The following is a 17,907-nucleotide window of genomic DNA, read 5'->3' on the forward strand; positions in this document are numbered from 1 at the left end:
TTGGTGCATGGGTGAATGTGTGCCCTCTGGGGCGGATTGGGACCGAGACAGGCGTATTGCCGGCGCAGGGTCACGCGGACCGCATCAAACCGGCGCGCGCTTCACCCTGGTCAAGCCAAAGCCTCGCGCGCCTTCTCCCGTATGCGATCTGCACCCATCATACACAGCGGAACGCTTCAATCAAATGGTTGTTTGAATTTTCTGCGCGCGGACCGGCTGGATCGCGGAAAGCCGTTGCAATACGCCCGGGCTGGGCTTATTGATGGCCAAGCAAGCAAACAAGCGTTCGATAAGGAGGGGGGATGTTCAACCAGAACCGGGTCCGCAGCTTGCCGCCCACGCTGCACGGTCTGTTGGAGATGCGGGCCAGCGAGCGCCCGGACCATCCGTTCCTGATGGCGTCTGGGCAGAGTTGGACCTTCGCCGAACTCGACCGGCACGCAAACCGCCTAGCCCACGGGCTGAAGCGGCGCGGCGTCGGCAAGGGCGATCACGTCCTGCTGATGATGGCCGGATCGCCCACCTATCTTGCCCTGTGGTTCGCCGTGTCCAAGCTCGGCGCCGTCGAGGTTCCGGTGAACAGCGCCTACCGCGGCGCCATGCTGCAACACGTGCTCCAAACCGCACAGGTCCGGCTCGCCATCGTCGAGGAGGCCCACCGCGCCGTGTTCCTTGAGGCGTCGGATGCGCTGATCGCTCCCGGGGACGTGCTGGATCCCGACGCCCTGTTCACCGAAGCCGACGACGACGGTCCGTTCGCCGGCGCCACCGACAACGCCGATGTGGCCGCCGGAGATCCGGCCTGCGTCATCTTCACCTCGGGCACCACCGGCCCGTCGAAGGGCGTGGTGATCAGCCACCGCCATCAGATGTCGTTCGGGCTGTTCTTTTCCGAGATCACGGAGTTCAGGGCCGACGACGTCGCCTACAACTACCTGCCCTTCTTTCACATCGCCGCCAAGTTTCTCGCCCTCGGGACCATGCTGGCCGGTGGACGGATGGCGTTGCGGCCGGTGTTCAGCCTGTCACGTTTCTGGAGCGACGTGCACGAGTACGGCGCCACGGTGTGCGTTGCGGTGGGCGGGCTCTGCCACCTGCTGAACAGCGCCCCGGAACGCCCGACCGACGCCGAGAATCCGCTGCGGCTGATCTATGCGGTGCCCATTCCGTGGGAGTTCAAGGAACGCTTTGAGGCGCGCTTCGGCCTCGAACTTGTGGAGGCCTATGGCGGGACCGAGAGCAACCTGGTGGTCTACAGCCGCCGGGGCGAGAACACCCCTCGCGGTTCCTGCGGGCGGCCAAGCGACCACTTCGACGTCGCCATCCTCGATGAGGACGGATGCGAGGTTCCATGCGGCGAGGCCGGCGAAATCTGCATTCGCCCGCGCCACCCGCGCACCGTGATGACCGGCTATCTGGGGTTACCTGAGAAAACGCTGGAGGCGTTCGACGGCTGCTGGATCCACACCGGCGACCGTGCCTATATGAACGAGGACGGCTATATCTTCTTTCTCGACCGCATGAAGGATGCCATCCGGCGCCGTGGCGAGAACATCTCGTCCTTTGAGGTCGAGCGCATGCTGAACGCCCACCCGGATGTTGCGGAGTCGGCCGTCGTGCCGGTGCCTTCGGAGGTCGGGGAGGACGAGGTGAAGGCCATCGTCGTGTTGCACAAAGGCTCGTCACTGACCCCGGAAGCGCTGCTGCGATTCGCCGTGGAGACCATGCCTTACTTCATGGTACCCCGGTTCATCGAGTTCCGCGCCGAACTGCCGCGCACGCCAACCATGAAGGTCCGCAAAATTGAACTGCGGACCGAAGGCCGGACCGGCAGCACGTGGGATTGTGAACAAGCGGGCCTGCGCATCACCCGGCGCGGGCTCGAACCGTTATAGAGTGTCGGTTGAGCGTTGGAGAAACAGGAAGCATGGCATACACCAAGGCCGATCCCGGCAGCCGCCGGGATACCATCATCGAGGCCGCCGCGCGGCAATTCGCCAAGGCTGGCTACGACGCCACGACCATGCGTGACATTGCGTCGCTGACGGGCATGCTCCCTGGTTCGCTCTATTACCATTTCCGTTCGAAGGAAGAGCTGTTCGCGGCGGTGCACGAGGAAGCGATCCAGAAGATCTGCGACAGCGTGGTCCGCGCCATTGATCCGGCGGCCGACCCATGGACCCGTTTGGAGCAGGCGGCGACCGGGTACCTGGAAAGCATGCTGATGCACGATTCAGTGTATGCGGGCATCATCGTCACCGAATTTCCGCGCCGCCGCTCGCGCAACCTGCGCGAACAGCTGATCGGCCATCGCCAACGTTTCGAACGCCTGTTCGCAGACATCGTCGAAGAACTGCCGCTGAAGGACGGGGTCGACCGAAGCTATTGGCGTCTGGCGCTGCTTGGAATGCTGGCCTGGACCTATGTCTGGTACCGTCCGGGCGGCGATCCGCCGAAGGTCATTGCGCAGACCATGGTCAAGATGCTGAGGAACGACACCGCACAGGCCGACTCCTAATTCTTCAAGCGCAGGCTTCCCCTTTCCCAGCCCCGCTGGGAGAGGGTTCCAGGGGTGTGCAAGTACTGCTCGACGAAATGCCGAAGCCGGCGCATGCCCAACGGGCCGCGGCAGGCCGAGATACCAAACACACGTTTGTTCGGAAGGGACGAGATGCCCATGACCCTGCACGACGCGAGGACCACGACCGCGGAAGACCGCAGCACCGCCGTGCCCAACACCACGGGCCCAACCGGACCCTTGAAAGGAGTCCGGGTGCTGGATTTGACGCGCCTGCTGCCCGGTGCGTACTGCACGCAGATGCTCGCCGACCTCGGCGCCGACGTCATCAAGATCGAGCAGCCCGGCCGCGGTGACTACTGGCGCTGGTCGCCGCCCGCTGTGCGCACGCACGGCGCACAGTTCCTGGCGCTCAACCGCGGCAAGCGCAGCATCACGCTGGACCTGAAGACCGACGGTGGACGCGAAGCCCTGCTGCGGCTGTGCGCCACCGCGGATGTCCTGATCGAGGGGTTCCGGCCCGGGGTCATGGGCCGGCTCGGGCTGATCCCCGAGGTGCTGCACGCCCGCAACCCGAAGCTGGTGATCTGCGCGCTGACCGGCTTCGGCCAGGACGGCCCCTGGGCCCAGGTCGCGGCCCATGACCTGAACTACGTCGGCATGACCGGCCTGCTGCAGCTGGTGAACGGCCGTTCCGCCGCGCCACGGGCCACAGGGCTGCCGATCGGCGACATCGGCGCCGGCGCGCTGATGGCCATCGGCGGCATCCTCGCCGCGCTGGTCGACGCGCGCGGGTCCGGGCGCGGCCGGTTCGTCGACGTCTCGGTGGCCGACGGGCTCTATTCCTGGATCGGCTTCATGACGGCGTGCTGGAACGTCCCGGGCATGGAAACCGTCGACGTGCCGTTCGACGCCCCGTTCGACAAGCCCTTCTACAGCGTCTACGAGACGGCCGACGGCCGGCATCTGGTCGTCGGCGCCTACGAGGAGAAGTTCTGGCAGGCGCTCTGCGCCGCGCTGGACCTGCCGGAGTGGCTCGACCGGCAATGGTGCGAGGGTGAGGAAGAGGACCGCATGCGCGCGGCCATCGCCGCCGCCCTCAAACGCAAGACGCTCGACGAATGGCTCGCCGTCTTCGCCGAACGCGAGGCCTGCGTCACCCCCGTGCTGACGACCCGGGAAGCCCTGCAGAGCCCGCACGCCAAGGCGCGCGGCGCCGTCGTCACCGTGGACGATCCGGTCGAGGGTCGGCTGCACCACGTCGGCAACCCGCTGCGCTTCGACGGCCACGCCTTCAACGCCCTGGCCCCGGTCCCGCGGCTCGGCGCCGACGGCGAGGCCCTGCTGCGGGAGGCCGGCTACACGGCCGCGGACATCGAAGACCTGCGCACAACCGGCGCGATGTAAAGGGAGGGAAACGCCGTGCAGGACATCGCCTTGGAAGACCGCGTCGTCAGCCTTCAGCTTCGGCGGGCGGCCGAACGGACACCGGACTCCGTCTTTCTGCAGTTCCCATCGACGTCGTTCACCTACGGCGGCTTCGAGCTGCGCACCAACAGCATCGCCAACGCCATGGCCGAACTCGGCCTGGGCAAGGGCGGCAGGCTCGCCATCTTCGGGCGCAATTCGCCGGAATTCCTGGAGGCGTGGTTCAGCGCGGCAAAGCTCGGCGCGCTGTATGTGCCGATCAACACGGAATACCGCGGCGAGGTGCTGCGCCACCAGCTCGACAACGCCGAGGTCACGCACATCGTCGTCGATCCCGGCTATCTCGACCGCCTCGACGAGGTGATAGACACCCTGCCCCGCCTCCGACACGTGCTGGTCACGCAAGCCGCCGAGGCGCCGGAACGGCTGGCGCGGCTCACCGCGGTCCAGCCCTTTGACGTCCTGCGCGCCGGCGACCGGCGCGACCCCGGCGTCACCGTCGCCTTCGACGACCCGCACGCCATCAGCTTCACCTCGGGCACCACCGGCCCGTCCAAGGGGGTGCTGGCGCTCAACGCGCACGTCGTGCGGTTCGGCCACGACTGGGGCCGCTCGCTGGCCTACCAGCCGCACGAGGCGGTCTACACGCCCCTGCCCCTGTTCCACGCCATCGCCGCTTGGCTGGGTGTGATCCCCACCCTGCTCAACGGCGCCCGCATCGCCATCGCGCCGCGCTTTTCCGCCTCGACCTATTGGGACGAGGTGCGCGCGGCGAAGGCGGACATCGCCCATGGCATCTTCTCCATGGTGCCAATCCTGCTGAAGCAACCGCCGCGGCCCGACGACGCCGACCAGCCGGCCCGCGCCTTCTACAACGGCAACGAGAACCCCGCGTTCGAGAGCCGGTTCCGCTGCCGCATCGTCGAGGCCTACGGCGCGACGGAGACCGGGATCGTCGCCTCCACGGCGGTCGGCGAGCCGCGCGTGCCGAAATCCTGCGGCCGCCCCAACACCGAGACCTTCGAGGTCGCCATCGTCGACGATCTGGACCGGCCGGTGCCGCCGGGCACGGTCGGCGAGATCGTCGTCCGCCCGAAGGAGCCCTTCTGCATGTTCAAGGAGTATCATGCCCGTCCGGACGCGACGCGCGAGGCCTTCCGCAACCTCTGGTTCCACACCGGCGACAACGGCAAGATCGACGGGGACGGCTACCTGTACTTCATCGACCGCAAGAAGGACGCGATCCGCCGGCGCGGCGAGAACATTTCCTCCTACGAACTCGAATTCGCGGTCAACCAGCATCCCGACGTGCTGGAATGCGCCGCCGTGTCGGTGGTGTCCGACCTTGGCGAGGACGAAGTGAAGGTGGTGATCGTGCCGAAACCCGGCAGCGACGTCACCGCCGAGGCGTTCTGGTCCTTCTGCGACCGGACCATGCCGCGCTTCTGGGTGCCCAGCTTCCTGGAGTTCCGCGATGCCATGCCGAAGACCGCCAACGGCAAGATCCAGAAGCAATTCCTCAGGCCTCACAGCGCCGACCACATTCTCTACGCCCGCGACTGGAAGTCCGGCGCGATCCGGAAAATGTGACCGCAACGTCCGCAAGGATGCGAAGGTTTGGGATGGCGGCCGGGCATCCACTCGGTTCGCCGCCCGCCTGGAGTCGATTGTATGGAAGCGATGATCACCGTCGAGGAGGCGCTGCGGACACGCCGCAGCGTCCGTGCCTTCCGCGACACCCCCGTGCCGCGGGGCCTCGTCGCGCGCATTCTGACCACCGCCGCCCGTGCGCCGAGCGGGTCGAACATCCAGCCATGGCGGGTCTACGCGACCACCGGTGCGGCGAAGCGGGCGCTGTCGCGCGACCTGATGGACGCACACGCCGCCGGCGATCCGGGCGAGGAGGAATACGCCTACTACCCCACGGAGTGGCGGGAGCCCTACCTGGCCCGCCGCCGCAAGGTCGGGTGGGACCTGTACGGGGCGTTGGGCATTCAACGGGGTGACAAGGACGCCATGACGCGCCAGCTCGCCCGCAACTACCTGTTCTTCGACGCGCCGGTCGGGCTGATGTTCACCATCGACCGCCGGCTGGAGGTGGGGAGTTGGCTCGATTACGGGATGTTCCTGCAATCCGTCATGCTGGCGGCGCGCGGCTTCGGGCTGGACACATGCTCACAGCAGGCTTTCGCGAAATACCACCGGATCATCCGCCGGCATCTGGCCATCCCGGATGATGAAGTGCTGATCTGCGGCATGGCGCTCGGCCACGCCGAGCCCGCGGCGGTGGAGAACCGGTTCGACACCGAGCGGATGCCGGTGTCGGAATTCGTTCGCTTCACCCAGGATCCGGACTGGTCGTAACCGATCGGCTCCGGTTCGATGCGAACCGGAGCCGGGGCGACGGACCTCCGGCGGGGTCGTCAGGCGGCGCCCGTATCCACCACTTCGCGCGTGATGATGATCGGCAGATGCCCGTCGGGGAGGAAGTTCACCTCGTCCGCGCGGGTCACCTCGTATTCCGGCGTCCCGGCGCCGCGGCGCATCTCGGCCGTCGACGCGAACCAGGTGATCGCCAGTCCGTCGAATAGTGGCACCGCGTCGTCCGCATACTCGCCGGCGTGCAGATGGTTCTGCTCGTAGCGCAGGATGGTGGAAATTTTCGCGCCGATCGGGCCGTGCACCTCGCGCCAGTAGTGGCGGAACGGCTCCAACGCCATGCCCGGGCGGCGGTTGACGAACTCGATGTTCTTCACCGCCCCCGCCGGGACCGCGCCGGGTTTGACGACGTGGACGTCGACCAGCATGTGCACGGTGCGCACCGGGTCGGCCAGCGGCACGTCGACCGCGTTCCGGCGGGCGTCGCGGGCGGCCTCCGGCGTGTCGAAGGTCCATTCGCTCACGCCGTCGAACAGCAGCTCGCCACGCTTGTAGCCCTGCAGCAACGTGTGCGACTGCACGTAGCGCACCGCCCCGCCCGCCCCCTGCACCGCATCGGCCAGCCCGAGCAGGTGGGCGTGGAACGCCTCCACCGTCACGTCGGGACGCCGCTTGTAGAGCGACACCAGCTTCACCATTGTCGTTCCCTCCTACCTGTCAACCCTGATGCTGCGGCACCGGCTTGTTGAAGCTCTCGCCCTGCTGTCTGGCGCGGCGCATCAGCCACCAGCCGAACTGCTCCGGCCAGTCCGCCCACCCGGCGTCGCCGCCGAGCGTCAGCGCCGCCTGCGCCGCCCAGTTCGGCTGCACCAGCGCCTCGCGGGCGACGGCGATCAGGTCGGCGTCGCCGGCCCTCAGCACGGCGTCGGCGTGCGCCGCGTCGCGGATCAGGCCGACCGCCACCGTCGCGATCCCCGCCTCCCGCCGCACGCGTGCGGCGAAGGGCACCTGAAAGCCGGGAACCCGCGAGATGAGCATTTGCTGGCGGGTCAGCCGTTGGCCGCCCGACGAGCAATCGACCGCGTCGATCCCGCGCTTGCGCAGCTCCTTGGCGAAGGCGACGGTGTCGTCCATCCCCCAGCCGACGTCCACGCCGTCCACCGCCGACACGCGCACGAACAGCGGCTTGTCCGCCGGCCACGCCCGGCGCACGGCCTCGGCGACGTGCAAGGGGAAGCGCATCCGGCCTTCCAGGTCGCCGCCCCAAGCGTCGGTGCGCGTGTTGGTGATCGGCGACAGGAAGGAGTGCAGCAGGTAACCGTGCGCGCAATGCAGTTCCACCACGTCGAACCCGGCCTCGTCCGCCCGGCGCGCGGCCGCCACGAAGTCCGCTTCCACCGCGTCCAGGTCCGCGTCCGTCAAGGCGTGCGGCGCGGGCCAGCCGGCGTCGAACGGCTCCGCCGTCACGCTGGCGGTTTCCCAGGCCTGCGGCCCGGACAACGGCTTTCCACCCTCCCACGGGCGTTGCGAGGAACCCTTGTGGCCGCTGTGGCAGAGCTGGATCCCGGCGGCGGCGCCGAAGCGGTGCAGGAACTCGGTGACCCGCCGCGCGCCGGGGATCTGCGCGTCGAGCCACAGGCCGGCGCAGCCTTCGGTGATCCGCCCCTGCCGGCTGACCGCGGTCGACTCCATGAACACCAGGCCGGCACCGCCGAGCGCGAAGCGCCCGAGATGCACGAGGTGGAAGTCGTCGGCAAAGCCCTCATGCGCGCTGTACATCGCCATGGGCGAGACCATGACGCGGTTCTTCAGGGTGAGTCCGCGCAGGGTCAGCGGCCGCCAGAGCAGCGCCGGACCACTTTCTTCACCGCCGGCATCTTCGTTCCTCTGTGCGCAATCCACGTGTTGCCTCCAAAAAATCAGGAAAGCCCAAGGAAGGACTCGCGCACGCGCGGATCCGCCAACAGCTCACGGCTGGGGCCGGACAGCGTTGCGCGGCCCTTCTCGATGACCACCGCCTGCTCGCTGACCTCCAGACCGCGGCCGACGTCCTGCTCGACCAGCAGCACCTGAACGCCTTCCTGGGTCAGCCGGGGGATCAGGTCGAAGATCTGGTCGACGATGATCGGCGCCAGCCCCTGCGACGGTTCGTCGAGAATCAGCACGCGCGGATCGCTCATCATCGCCCGCGCGATGGCCAGCATCTGCTGCTCGCCGCCCGACATCATGCCGGCGATCTGGCCGCGCCGCTCGTACAGGCGCGGGAAGCGGTTGAACTCGCGCTCCATGCGCGTCGCTAGCACCGGGGCGGACAGGCCGTAGCCGCCGACCTTCAGGTTTTCCTCCACCGTCAGGGTCGGGAAGGTTCCCCGCCCCTCCGACACCATGCGCACGCCGAGCCGCGCGATGTCGTGCGGCGCCAAGCGGTCGAGGCGCTCGCCGTTCAGTTCCACCTCGCCGGTGCGCCAGGGCAGCAGGCCGCAGATGCCGCGCAGGAAGCTGGTCTTGCCGGCGCCGTTGGAGCCGAGGATGCTGGTCACGGCGCTCTGGCGCAGGTCGATCTGCAACCCGTCGACCACGGCCACGCCCTTGCGGTAGCCGCCGCGGAAGTTAGACACCTTGAGCATAGCGCCCTCCGAGATAGACGGAGATGACCTCGGGCATGCGCGCCACGGCGTCGGGCTCGCCCTCGGCGAGCTTGCGGCCCTGGGCAATGACCACCACGCGGTCGCTGAGCCGCATCACCGAGCGCACGTCGTGCTCCACGAAGATGATGCTGATGCCCTCCCGCTTGAGCCCCTGGAGCATGTGCAGGATGCCCTCGCTGTCCGCCGCGTTGAGACCGGCGAGGATCTCGTCGGTCATCAGCAGCTTCGGCCCGGTCGCCATGGCGCGGGCGATCTCAACCCGCTTCTGGTCGCCGATGGACAGCGTCTCGGCGATCTCGTCGCGGCAGTCCTCCAGGCCGCAGAAGGCCAATGCGCGGCGGGTGCAGGCCGCGGCGGATTCGACGCGCGCGCGCTCGGCCGGGCGGAACAGGCTGGCGACGTGGACATTGTCCCACACCGTCATGCCGGACAGCAGCGAGGCGGACTGGAAGGTCCGTACGGCGCCCAGCGCGCAGATCTCGTCCGGCCGCAGCCCGCCGATGGAACGGCCGCAGAAGGCAATGGTGCCTCCGGACGGTGGCAGCAGCCCGGAGATGACGTTGAACAGCGTGGTCTTGCCGGCGCCGTTCGGGCCGATCAGTCCGACCACCTCGCCCGGATGGACGTCGAAGCCGACGCCGTTCAGCGCGGTGACGCCGCCGAAGACCTTGGACAGGTTCTCCACACGCAGAAGGGGGGCCGGCAGGGGGGATGCGGTTGCCATCATGCTCTCCTAGGCGCGGACGTGGGAGGATGGCCGGGGGCGGACGGCCGGGGCACCGGCTTTGCGGCGGAGCGTCGGCGCTCGACCCAGCCCCAGAAGACGCTGGCCAGCCCGCCGGGGTGCAGCGTGGTGATCGCGACGATCAGCGCGCCGTAGATCAGCCGGTGGTATTCCAGGAAGTTGCCCCAGGCGATCTGGTCGATGATGCTGAGCGCGATGCCGCCGACGATCGGGCCGATCACCGTGCCGGCGCCGCCGAAGATGGTGATCAGGATCATGTTCAGCGTGATCGAGACGTCGAACACGCTCTGCACCGAGACATAGGCGAGGAACGGCGCGAAGGCCGCGCCCAGCACGCCTGGCCACGCCGCGCTGATCATGAAGGTGATGGCCTTGTATTTGGTGGTGCGGACGCCGATGCTGGAGGCCAGCACCTCGTCCTTGCGGATGGCGTGCAGCGCGTAGCCGATCTTCGAACGGACGACCACGATGATCGACCCGACGATCAGGCCGAGCAGCCCGAGGAACAGGTAGAAGAATCCTTCCAGCGGCAGCGACGGCGCCAGCGTCCAGCCGAGGTCGTAGGAGCGCAGGCCGCGGGTGAAGGTCCAGCGCTGCAAGACCGTCTCGAACACCAGCATGACGGCCAGCGTGGACAGCGCGAAATACAGCCCCTTCTGCCGGAACACCGGGACGAAGAGCGCCGCCAGCGCCGCCGACAGCGCGCCGCCGATCACCATGACGGCAGGCAGCGGCAGGCCGAAGCGCACCATGCCCACGGCGCCCGCGAAGGCGCCGACGCCGAAGAAAACGCCGTGCCCGAAGCTCGCGTAGCCGCCGAAGCCGCCGATCAGGTTCCACGAACTCGCCAACCCGATGTTGACGAACACGAAGACCATCAAACGCAGCCAGTAGTCGTTCATGACCAGCGGGCAAAGGGCCACCACCAGCAGGAACACCGCCAGGCAGAGCAGCTGGTTGCGCACCGGCCCGGTGCGGATGGCGTAAGCCATGGAAACGAAGTTCATGGGAATGCTCACTTCCTGATGGCGGGGCCGGCCCCGAGCAGGCCTTGCGGCCGGAAGACGAGGAAGACCAGCAGCACGCCGAAGGTGATCGCCGGCGCGATGGTCGGCGCGTAGAAGGACGCCCCGAAGCTGAGCACGCCGAAGACCAGCCCGCCGACGAGCGCGCCCAGCATGCTGCCCAGACCGCCGATGGTGATGACGAGGAAGGAATCCACCGTCCACGAGAAATGCATGTACGGGGCGACGGGGCTGAGCGTCACGAACATGGCGCCGGCCAGGCCCGCCCAAGTGCCCGACAGGAACATCGTCTTCTCGAACGTCCGCCCCAGGTTGATGCCGCTGAGCTGCGCCGATTCCCGGTTGTCGCGGCAGGCGCGGATGGCCCGCCCGAACTCCGTCCGGCCGAGCACGACGAACAGCACGGCGGCCGACACCAGGCTGACCGCGAAGACCACGAGGTCGAAGGAGGGCACGAAGGTGTCGCCAAGCATGAAGCCCGGCGGCAGGCCGGTCTTCAGCCGCAGCATGCGCTCCTCGCTGCCCCAGCCGAGCGTGCCCAATTCGGTCACCACGGTGGCGATGCCGAAGGTCTGCACCAGCACCATCAGCGGTTCGAGCGTGAAGGTCCGCGCCACGAACAGGCGCTGGATGACCGCGCCGAGCAGGCCGGTCCCCAGCGCGCCGCCGATCATCGCGGCGGCGTACGGCACCCCGAACTTGACGGCGAGGTATTGCGTGAGCAGGCCGCCGAACACCACCAGGGCGCCGTGCGCGAAGTTAACGATGCCGATCACCCCCAGCACCAGACTGAAACCGAAGGCCGCCAGGGCGTAGATGCCGCCCCGCAGCAACCCGTACACGAGTACGTCTTCCATGACCTGATCCCATCTGTGCGCGGCGCGCCCGCAGCCGAGGTCAAGACCCCAAACCGGCCGGCGCGCCGCGGCTGCTCACCACGCCGGCTTGGGATAGACGCCGGCCGATTCCGCCATGTCGGCCGGCGCCACGATGACGGCGGCGGCAGGGTCTCCCGTCCATTGCACGGCGGGGGCGGCGTCGCGGCGGATGCGCCCGCGCTCGTCGAACGACACCGGCCCCCAGATGGTGTCCTTCAGGTCAAGCCGGCTCAGCCGATCGCGCAGCGTCTTGGGGTTGAACGGGTCCTGCGGATCGGCCTCGCGCAGGGCCTGCTGGTAGATGTAGGGCAGGATGTAGGAGAAGGCCGCCTGGTAGGTCGGCAGGTAGCCGTAGGTCGCCTTGAATTTCTCCGCGAACTCTTGCGCCGAGGCGTATTTGTCGTCGCGGTACTTGAACTGCGGCAGCCACACCGTGGAGCCGATGATGCCCTGCATCTTGGATCCCAGCGTCTCCTTCACCACCGGGCTGGTGGTCAGGTGCCCGCCGACGAACGCCTTCGGGTTCACGCCGATGGCCGACATCTCCTCGGCCAGCTTGATGCAGATGACGTCCCATCCGGTGTTGTAGACGATGTCGAGTTGGCCCGCCCCGCGCAGCTTCAGCGCCGTTGGCCGCAGGTCCTGCACGTTCATCGGCAGCACGACCTCGGTCACCACGTCGATGCCGTGCTGCTTGCACTTGTCTTTCACGCCCTGCCCGATCTCGTGGTAGACGGGGTCGTCCATGATCACGAGGCCGAGCTTTTTCGGCTTGGGCGTCCGGGACGCCAGGAAGTCCATGGCGCCGGCGCAGTAGGTTCCCACGCGGCCGTTGGCGGTGAAGGCGGTGTGGCCGCCGAGTTCCTCGTCAACGCGGATCGACGACGCGCCGGCCTGCACGAAGACGCGGCCGTGCTTGCGGACGATGGCGCCCTGGGCAAGCACGGTGTCGGTTCCGTAGGTGCCGACCACGAGGTCGACCTTGTCGTCGCTGATCAGCTTTTCCGTGAGCTGCGCGGCGCGCGAGGCGTTGTTCTCGTCGTCGTAGATGGTCCACTTCACCGCGCGCTCGCGCCCGGCGACGACCATTTTGCCGTCGTAGGTGCGGGTCCAGAAATCGAAGGCGTCCTTGCAGATTCGGGACACCTTCTCATAGGGGCCGGTGAGCGGCAGCGAAGCCCCGATGTGGACGACGCCGTCGGCGCCGCCCGCCGCGCCGGCAATGCGCGGCAGAGCGACCCCGACCGCCAGGGCCCCGGCCCCGAGAACGCCCCCCTTGAGAACGGCGCGCCGCGACGGACGACGCGGAATTGCGGCTCGATCGAGCATGCTCCCCCCCTTATTGATGATTCGTGGCGCCGCAGGCGTCGCGGCTCAGCAACCAAACGATAGTTCAAATTGCACCCCGTGGTCAACGGGGATGATTTGTTGATGAAGCAAACTCTGAAAGACGGGGAAATCGGGCAGATACGGCGCATTATGGCGGGGTATCAGGGCTGATCGCGCGGTGGCCGTCCGCGTCGGCGCCCCACTGGACCGCGCGCCGTCGCGCTTCTACCAAACAACCGTTTGAACAAAGCCCGAGGTTCGGGTATAGAGCGCTCCCATCCGGTGACAAGGAGAACAGTACCCATGAGCGCTTGCATCGTCGGTTGGGCTCACACGCCATTCGGAAAGCTGGACGGCGAAACTTTGGAAAGCCTGATCGTTCGCGTCGCCTCCGACGCCCTTGCCCACGCCGGGATCGCGGCACAGGACGTCGACGAGATTTTCATCGGCCATTTCAACGCCGGCTTCTCGCAACAGGATTTCACCGCATCGCTGGTCCTGCAGGCGAGCGATGCGTTCCGCTTCAAGCCCGCCACCCGGGTCGAGAACGCCTGCGCCACCGGCTCAGCCGCCGTGCACCAGGCCATCCACGCCGTGCAGTCCAAGCGCGCCCGCACCGTCCTGGTGGTCGGAGTCGAGCAGATGACGACGACGCCCGGCGCCGAGGTCGGCCAGAACCTGCTGAAGGCCTCCTACCTGCCGGAGGATGGCAACACGCCGGCCGGCTTTGCAGGCGTGTTCGGCCGGATCGCCGATCTGTATTTCCAGCGTCACGGCGACCAATCCGATGCGCTGGCGAGCATCGCGGCCAAGAATCACGCCAACGGCGTTGCCAACCCCTACGCGCAGATGCGCAAGGATCTCGGCTTCGAATTCTGCCGCCGGGAAAGCGAGAAGAACCCCCACGTCGCCGGGCCGCTGAAGCGGACCGACTGCTCGCTCGTGTCCGACGGGGCGGCCGCGCTGGTCATCGCTGGCGACGATCTCGCCGCCCGCATGCCGCGCGCCGTCGCCTTCCGGGCGGCCGTGCACGTGCAGGACTTCCTGCCGATGTCGAAACGCGACATCATCCGCTTCGAAGGATGCGCCAGGGCGTGGAACCGCGCGCTGATGCAGGCCGGTCTCTGGCTCTCCGACTTGTCCTTCGTCGAAACACACGACTGCTTCACCATCGCCGAACTGATCGAGTACGAGGCCATGGGCCTCGTGGGGGAAGGGCAAGGAGCCGTCGCGGTGCTGGAGGGATGGACGCACAAGGACGGCAAGCTGCCGGTCAATCCATCCGGCGGCCTGAAGGCGAAAGGCCACCCTATCGGCGCCACCGGCGTGTCGATGCACGCACTCGCCGCCATGCAGCTGTGCGGTGAGGCCGGGGACATGCAGGTGAGAAATCCGCAGTTCGCCGGCATCTTCAACATGGGCGGGGCGGCGGTCGCCAACTACGTCAGCATCCTTGAACGCGCCGCCTGAACGTCACGAGAGCCAGGATTAAACCCCATGAAAATCCTCGTCCCGGTGAAGCGGGTGGTCGATTACAACGTCAAGATCCGCGTGAAGGCGGACGGCTCGGGCGTTGAGACCGCCAACGTGAAGATGAGCATGAACCCCTTCGACGAGATCGCCGTCGAAGAGGCCGTACGGTGCAAGGAAGCCGGCAAGGCCACCGAGGTCATCGTGGTCACCGTCGGCCCGGCAGCATCCCAGGAAGCCCTGCGCACGGCCCTCGCCATGGGCGCCGACCGCGGCATCCTGGTGCAGACCGACGCCGAGACCCAGCCGCTGGCCGTCGCCAAGGTGCTGAAGGCGCTGGTCGACAAGGAAGGCCTGAATCGAAATGGTTCTGGGCTGGTCATCCTGGGCAAGCAGGCGATCGACGACGACTGCAACCAGACCGGCCAGATGCTCGCCGCACTGCTCGGCTGGCCGCAGGGCACCTTCGCCTCCAAGGTCGTGCCCGGCGAGGGCGCGGTGACCGTCACCCGCGAGATCGACGGCGGCCTGGAGACGGTGGAGCTGAAGCTCCCGGCCGTGGTCACCGCCGACCTGCGCCTGAACGAGCCGCGCTACGCTTCGCTGCCCAACATCATGAAGGCCAAGAAGAAGCCGATCGACACGCTGACGCCCGACGCGCTCGGCGTGGACGTGGCGCCCCGGCTGAAGACGCTGAAGGTGGCCGAGCCCGCCAAGCGCAAGGCCGGCGTGAAGGTGGCGGATGTCGCCGCCCTGGTCGACAAGCTGAAGAACGATGCCCGAGCGATCTAGGGGGGTGATCTGATATGTCCAATGTCTCTGGGGCCATTCTCGTCATTGCCGAACACGACAACGCCGCGCTGAAGCCCGCCACGCTGAACGCGGTCACCGCCGCCGCCAAGATTGCAAACTCTCTTGGGGGCGACATCCACCTGCTGGTCGCCGGCCAGGGGGCCGAGGCGGTCGCCGACGCCGCTTCCAAGGTGGCGGGCGTCTCCAAGGTGCTGCTGGCCGACGACGCGGCCTACGCGCACGCCCTGCCGGAGAACCTCGCCCCGCTGGTCGTCGGCCTCGCCAAGAGCTACGGGCACGTGCTGGCCGCGGCGACGTCGGAGGGCAAGAACCTTCTGCCGCGCGTGGCGGCCCTGCTCGACGTGGCGGCGATCTCCGACATCACCGGGGTGGTCTCCGCCGACACCTTCGAGCGGCCGATCTACGCCGGCAACGCGATCGCCACGGTGCAGTCCTCGGACGCCATCAAGGTGATCACGGTCCGCACCACCGCCTTTGAGGCGGCGGCGACCGGCGGTTCGGCCGCCGTTGAGAGCGTCGCCGGGACGGGCGATGCCGGTTCCGCCAAGTTCGTCGGCCAGGAGCTGACGAAGTCGGAGCGTCCGGAGCTGACGCAGGCCAAGATCGTCGTCTCGGGCGGCCGCGGCATGCAGTCGGGTGAGAACTTCAAGCTGCTGGAAGCCCTGGCCGACAAGCTCGGCGCCGCGGTCGGCGCCAGCCGCGCGGCGGTCGACGCGGGCTTCGTTCCCAACGACTACCAGGTCGGGCAAACCGGCAAGATCGTGGCGCCGGAGCTGTACATCGCCGTCGGCATCTCGGGGGCCATCCAGCACCTCGCCGGCATGAAGGACAGCGAGGTCATCGTCGCGATCAACAAGGATGAGGAAGCGCCCATCTTCCAAGTGGCGGACTACGGTCTGGTCGCCGACCTCTTCAAGGCGGTGCCGGAGCTGACAAGCGCCGTTTGATCATTCCCATGTTCCTCCGCACTCCGCTCTCCTTCGGCGGAGTGCGAAACTTGAGCCGGGCGTTCACTGCCCGGCTTCTTTTTCACCATGATGGGCGCAACCGCAGCAAGCCCACCCCATGGCACCAGCGTCCCACAGTGCCGTCCCCTGCGGAGTGTCCAGGGGACAAGCGATCCCGGTCAGCCGGCCTGCCGGTCCCAGCAGCCGATCACCGCCGGCGACAGCTTGTGCTTCATGATGCGCAGGCTGGGAGTGCGCTCGAACTCCTCGACCAGCGCGATGTAGCGCGGATTCTGGTAGGGTGCGAGCCGCTGGCCGAGCCAGGCCGACAGGGCCGGGATGTCCACGGTGGCGCCGGCTTTGGGCTTCACGAACAGCTTGATGTCCTGTTCGCCGATCTCCGCGGCGACGCCGATGATGGCGCAATCCTCGATGGCCGGGTGGGTGGCGGCAATGTGCTCCACCTCCCAGGCGGAGACGTTCTCGCCCTTGCAGCGGACGCTGTCGGTCATCCGCCCGTGGAAATGCAGCGTGCCAGTCCCGTCCAGCGACCCCAGATCGCCGGTGTGCAGCGCACCGTCCTTCAACGCGCGGGCGGTTGCCTCCGGATTGCGGAAATAGCCGGCGAAGATGGCGCCGGGCCGGTTGGTGCGCACCACGATCTCCCCGCGCTGCCCCTGCGGAACGGGCTTGCCCTCGGCGTCCAGCAGGTCGACGGTGAACCAGGGCATGGGGCGTCCCACGGCGCCGACGATGCCTTCGTCGTTGCAGGTGGTGATGCTCGACGCCTCGGTCATGCCGTAGCATTCGCGGATCTGGACGCCGAAACGCTCCTCGAACGGTGTCCAGGTTTCTTTGGGGCAGCCGCCGCCCCAGGCGATGCGCACGGGATGATCGCGGTCGCGCGGCGACGGCGGCTGCTTCAGCAGGATCTGGAGGATGCCGCCGAGGTAATGGATGTGGGTGGCGCCATAGTCGCGCACCTGGTCCCAGAACCGGCTGGCGCTGAAACGGTCCACCATCGCCAGCGACACGCCACGGATCAGCGGCAGCACGATCAGCTGCGCGCCGCCGATGTGGTACAGCGGCTCCCACACGAACAGGTTGTCGCCGTCCTTCGCGGCGGACACGCGGGCCACGGCCTCGCCGGCCAGCCGCATCATGCGGTGCGACACCAGCACGCCCTTCGGCCGGCCGGTGGTGCCGGAGGTGTACACGATGGCGAAGGTCGCGTCGGGGGCGGGCGGTTCCTCCTCGAACCGGGCGCCGGAGTCCAGCAGGTCTTCCAGCCGCAGGGCGGCGGTTGGGTCGCCATGCACCACCATAGGCGTGCCGGCCAAGGCGGCTCCGTTGGCAGCCCCAGTGGCGGCGATGACCGGGACGAACTCCGCCTCCGCGATGATGACGCCGGGCTCCGAATGCTCGATGATGTAGCGCAGCCCCTCGCCGCGCTGCTGGGCGTTGATCGGCACCCACACCAGCCCGGCCTTGGCGAGGCCGAACAGCGTCGCCAGCACCGCCGGGCTGTTGCGCATCATCACCGCCACACGGTCGCCGGGCGCCAGGCCCAGCCGGCGCAGTTCCGCCGCCACGCCGTCGGACCGGCGGTCGAGCGCGCCGAAGGTCATGGCCTCGCCGTTGAAGCGGGCGAACACACGGTCACGGTCGGTCCGGGCCGCCTGCGCGAACAGGCGGACGAACCCTTCGTCGAAATCGGACATGGTTGG

General features: G+C 67.9%; 16 protein-coding genes. 8 read left to right on the forward strand and 8 right to left on the reverse strand.

Annotation, left to right across the window (positions count from 1 at the left end; all coding sequences use genetic code 11):
* Positions 1-302 precede the first annotated feature (302 nt).
* The 5 genes from M2351_RS29750 (at position 303) to M2351_RS29770 (ending at position 6,310) form a co-directional block, all read left to right on the forward strand.
* The gene (locus M2351_RS29750; RefSeq protein ID WP_264659643.1) at positions 303-1,895 is read left to right on the forward strand and encodes an AMP-binding protein; all 1,593 of its coding nucleotides are present in this window, start codon (positions 303-305) and stop codon (positions 1,893-1,895) included.
* Between the two features lie 32 nt (positions 1,896-1,927).
* A complete protein-coding gene (locus tag M2351_RS29755) occupies positions 1,928-2,518 on the forward strand; it encodes a TetR/AcrR family transcriptional regulator (protein ID WP_264659644.1) in 591 nt (196 codons plus the stop codon).
* A gap of 159 nt (positions 2,519-2,677) precedes the next feature.
* Positions 2,678-3,925 (forward strand): CaiB/BaiF CoA transferase family protein, encoded by a 1,248-nt coding sequence (locus tag M2351_RS29760; RefSeq protein WP_264659645.1) that lies wholly within the window; start codon positions 2,678-2,680, stop codon positions 3,923-3,925.
* Positions 3,926-3,940: 15 nt separating this feature from the next.
* Positions 3,941-5,536 carry an AMP-binding protein gene (locus M2351_RS29765; RefSeq protein WP_264659646.1) on the forward strand — a complete coding sequence of 532 codons (1,596 nt, stop codon included), beginning with the start codon at positions 3,941-3,943 and terminating at the stop codon, positions 5,534-5,536.
* Between the two features lie 81 nt (positions 5,537-5,617).
* Entirely contained in the window at positions 5,618-6,310 is a 693-nt protein-coding gene (locus M2351_RS29770) for a nitroreductase (RefSeq protein WP_264659647.1), read from the forward strand.
* 59 nt (positions 6,311-6,369) lie between these two features.
* Here M2351_RS29770 and M2351_RS29775 read toward each other — a convergent pair whose 3' ends face one another.
* The 7 genes from M2351_RS29775 to M2351_RS29805 all read right to left on the reverse strand — a co-directional run bounded on the left by M2351_RS29775 (position 6,370) and on the right by M2351_RS29805 (position 12,950).
* On the reverse strand, positions 6,370-7,023 hold the full coding sequence (locus M2351_RS29775; protein ID WP_264659648.1) for an EthD domain-containing protein: 654 nt from the start codon (positions 7,021-7,023) through the stop codon (positions 6,370-6,372).
* A 19-nt stretch (positions 7,024-7,042) separates the two neighbouring features.
* The gene (locus M2351_RS29780; protein ID WP_264659649.1) at positions 7,043-8,227 is read right to left on the reverse strand and encodes an NADH:flavin oxidoreductase/NADH oxidase; all 1,185 of its coding nucleotides are present in this window, start codon (positions 8,225-8,227) and stop codon (positions 7,043-7,045) included.
* Between the two features lie 17 nt (positions 8,228-8,244).
* Entirely contained in the window at positions 8,245-8,952 is a 708-nt protein-coding gene (locus tag M2351_RS29785; RefSeq protein ID WP_264659650.1) for an ABC transporter ATP-binding protein, read from the reverse strand.
* Positions 8,936-9,697 carry an ABC transporter ATP-binding protein gene (locus M2351_RS29790; protein WP_264659651.1) on the reverse strand — a complete coding sequence of 254 codons (762 nt, stop codon included), beginning with the start codon at positions 9,695-9,697 and terminating at the stop codon, positions 8,936-8,938. Before M2351_RS29790 ends, M2351_RS29785 begins: the two co-directional genes overlap by 17 nt.
* Positions 9,697-10,725, reverse strand: coding sequence for a branched-chain amino acid ABC transporter permease (locus tag M2351_RS29795; RefSeq protein ID WP_264659652.1), 1,029 nt, complete (start codon positions 10,723-10,725; stop codon positions 9,697-9,699). The genes M2351_RS29790 and M2351_RS29795 overlap by 1 nt, the downstream gene beginning before the upstream one ends.
* An 8-nt stretch (positions 10,726-10,733) precedes the next feature.
* Positions 10,734-11,600, reverse strand: a complete 867-nt coding sequence (locus tag M2351_RS29800) for a branched-chain amino acid ABC transporter permease (RefSeq protein WP_264659653.1) — start codon at positions 11,598-11,600, stop codon at positions 10,734-10,736.
* A 75-nt stretch (positions 11,601-11,675) separates the two neighbouring features.
* Complete coding sequence (locus tag M2351_RS29805) at positions 11,676-12,950, reverse strand: amino acid ABC transporter substrate-binding protein (protein WP_264659654.1); 1,275 nt, start codon at positions 12,948-12,950, stop codon at positions 11,676-11,678.
* 303 nt (positions 12,951-13,253) lie between these two features.
* Between M2351_RS29805 and M2351_RS29810 the strand changes: the two genes are divergently transcribed.
* From M2351_RS29810 to M2351_RS29820, 3 genes are read left to right on the forward strand one after another with little or no spacing between them, the layout of a single operon-like run.
* A complete protein-coding gene (locus tag M2351_RS29810) occupies positions 13,254-14,420 on the forward strand; it encodes an acetyl-CoA acetyltransferase (protein WP_264659655.1) in 1,167 nt (388 codons plus the stop codon).
* Positions 14,421-14,447: 27 nt separating this feature from the next.
* A complete protein-coding gene (locus M2351_RS29815; RefSeq protein WP_264659656.1) occupies positions 14,448-15,212 on the forward strand; it encodes an electron transfer flavoprotein subunit beta/FixA family protein in 765 nt (254 codons plus the stop codon).
* Positions 15,213-15,226: 14 nt separating this feature from the next.
* A complete protein-coding gene (locus M2351_RS29820) occupies positions 15,227-16,180 on the forward strand; it encodes an electron transfer flavoprotein subunit alpha/FixB family protein (RefSeq protein WP_264659657.1) in 954 nt (317 codons plus the stop codon).
* 179 nt (positions 16,181-16,359) lie between these two features.
* Here the strand turns inward: M2351_RS29820 and M2351_RS29825 are convergent, their stop codons facing one another.
* Positions 16,360-17,901, reverse strand: coding sequence for an AMP-binding protein (locus tag M2351_RS29825; RefSeq protein WP_264659658.1), 1,542 nt, complete (start codon positions 17,899-17,901; stop codon positions 16,360-16,362).
* Between the last annotated feature and the right edge of the window lie 6 nt (positions 17,902-17,907).

This window comes from Azospirillum canadense (genome assembly GCF_025961225.1).
GTDB classification, from domain to species: Bacteria; Pseudomonadota; Alphaproteobacteria; order Azospirillales; family Azospirillaceae; genus Azospirillum; species Azospirillum canadense.

Excerpts from the sequence above, each read along its gene's own strand:
- M2351_RS29750 (WP_264659643.1), top strand. The coding sequence starts at position 303 with ATGTTCAACCAGAACCGGGTCCGCAGCTTGCCGCCCACGCTGCACGGT.
- M2351_RS29755 (WP_264659644.1), top strand. The coding sequence starts at position 1,928 with ATGGCATACACCAAGGCCGATCCCGGCAGCCGCCGGGATACCATCATC.
- M2351_RS29760 (WP_264659645.1), top strand. The coding sequence starts at position 2,678 with ATGACCCTGCACGACGCGAGGACCACGACCGCGGAAGACCGCAGCACC.
- M2351_RS29770 (WP_264659647.1), top strand. The coding sequence starts at position 5,618 with ATGGAAGCGATGATCACCGTCGAGGAGGCGCTGCGGACACGCCGCAGC.
- M2351_RS29775 (WP_264659648.1), bottom strand. The coding sequence starts at position 7,023 with ATGGTGAAGCTGGTGTCGCTCTACAAGCGGCGTCCCGACGTGACGGTG.
- M2351_RS29785 (WP_264659650.1), bottom strand. The coding sequence starts at position 8,952 with ATGCTCAAGGTGTCTAACTTCCGCGGCGGCTACCGCAAGGGCGTGGCC.
- M2351_RS29790 (WP_264659651.1), bottom strand. The coding sequence starts at position 9,697 with ATGGCAACCGCATCCCCCCTGCCGGCCCCCCTTCTGCGTGTGGAGAAC.
- M2351_RS29795 (WP_264659652.1), bottom strand. The coding sequence starts at position 10,725 with ATGAACTTCGTTTCCATGGCTTACGCCATCCGCACCGGGCCGGTGCGC.
- M2351_RS29800 (WP_264659653.1), bottom strand. The coding sequence starts at position 11,600 with ATGGAAGACGTACTCGTGTACGGGTTGCTGCGGGGCGGCATCTACGCC.
- M2351_RS29805 (WP_264659654.1), bottom strand. The coding sequence starts at position 12,950 with ATGCTCGATCGAGCCGCAATTCCGCGTCGTCCGTCGCGGCGCGCCGTT.
- M2351_RS29810 (WP_264659655.1), top strand. The coding sequence starts at position 13,254 with ATGAGCGCTTGCATCGTCGGTTGGGCTCACACGCCATTCGGAAAGCTG.
- M2351_RS29815 (WP_264659656.1), top strand. The coding sequence starts at position 14,448 with ATGAAAATCCTCGTCCCGGTGAAGCGGGTGGTCGATTACAACGTCAAG.
- M2351_RS29820 (WP_264659657.1), top strand. The coding sequence starts at position 15,227 with ATGTCCAATGTCTCTGGGGCCATTCTCGTCATTGCCGAACACGACAAC.
- M2351_RS29825 (WP_264659658.1), bottom strand. The coding sequence starts at position 17,901 with ATGTCCGATTTCGACGAAGGGTTCGTCCGCCTGTTCGCGCAGGCGGCC.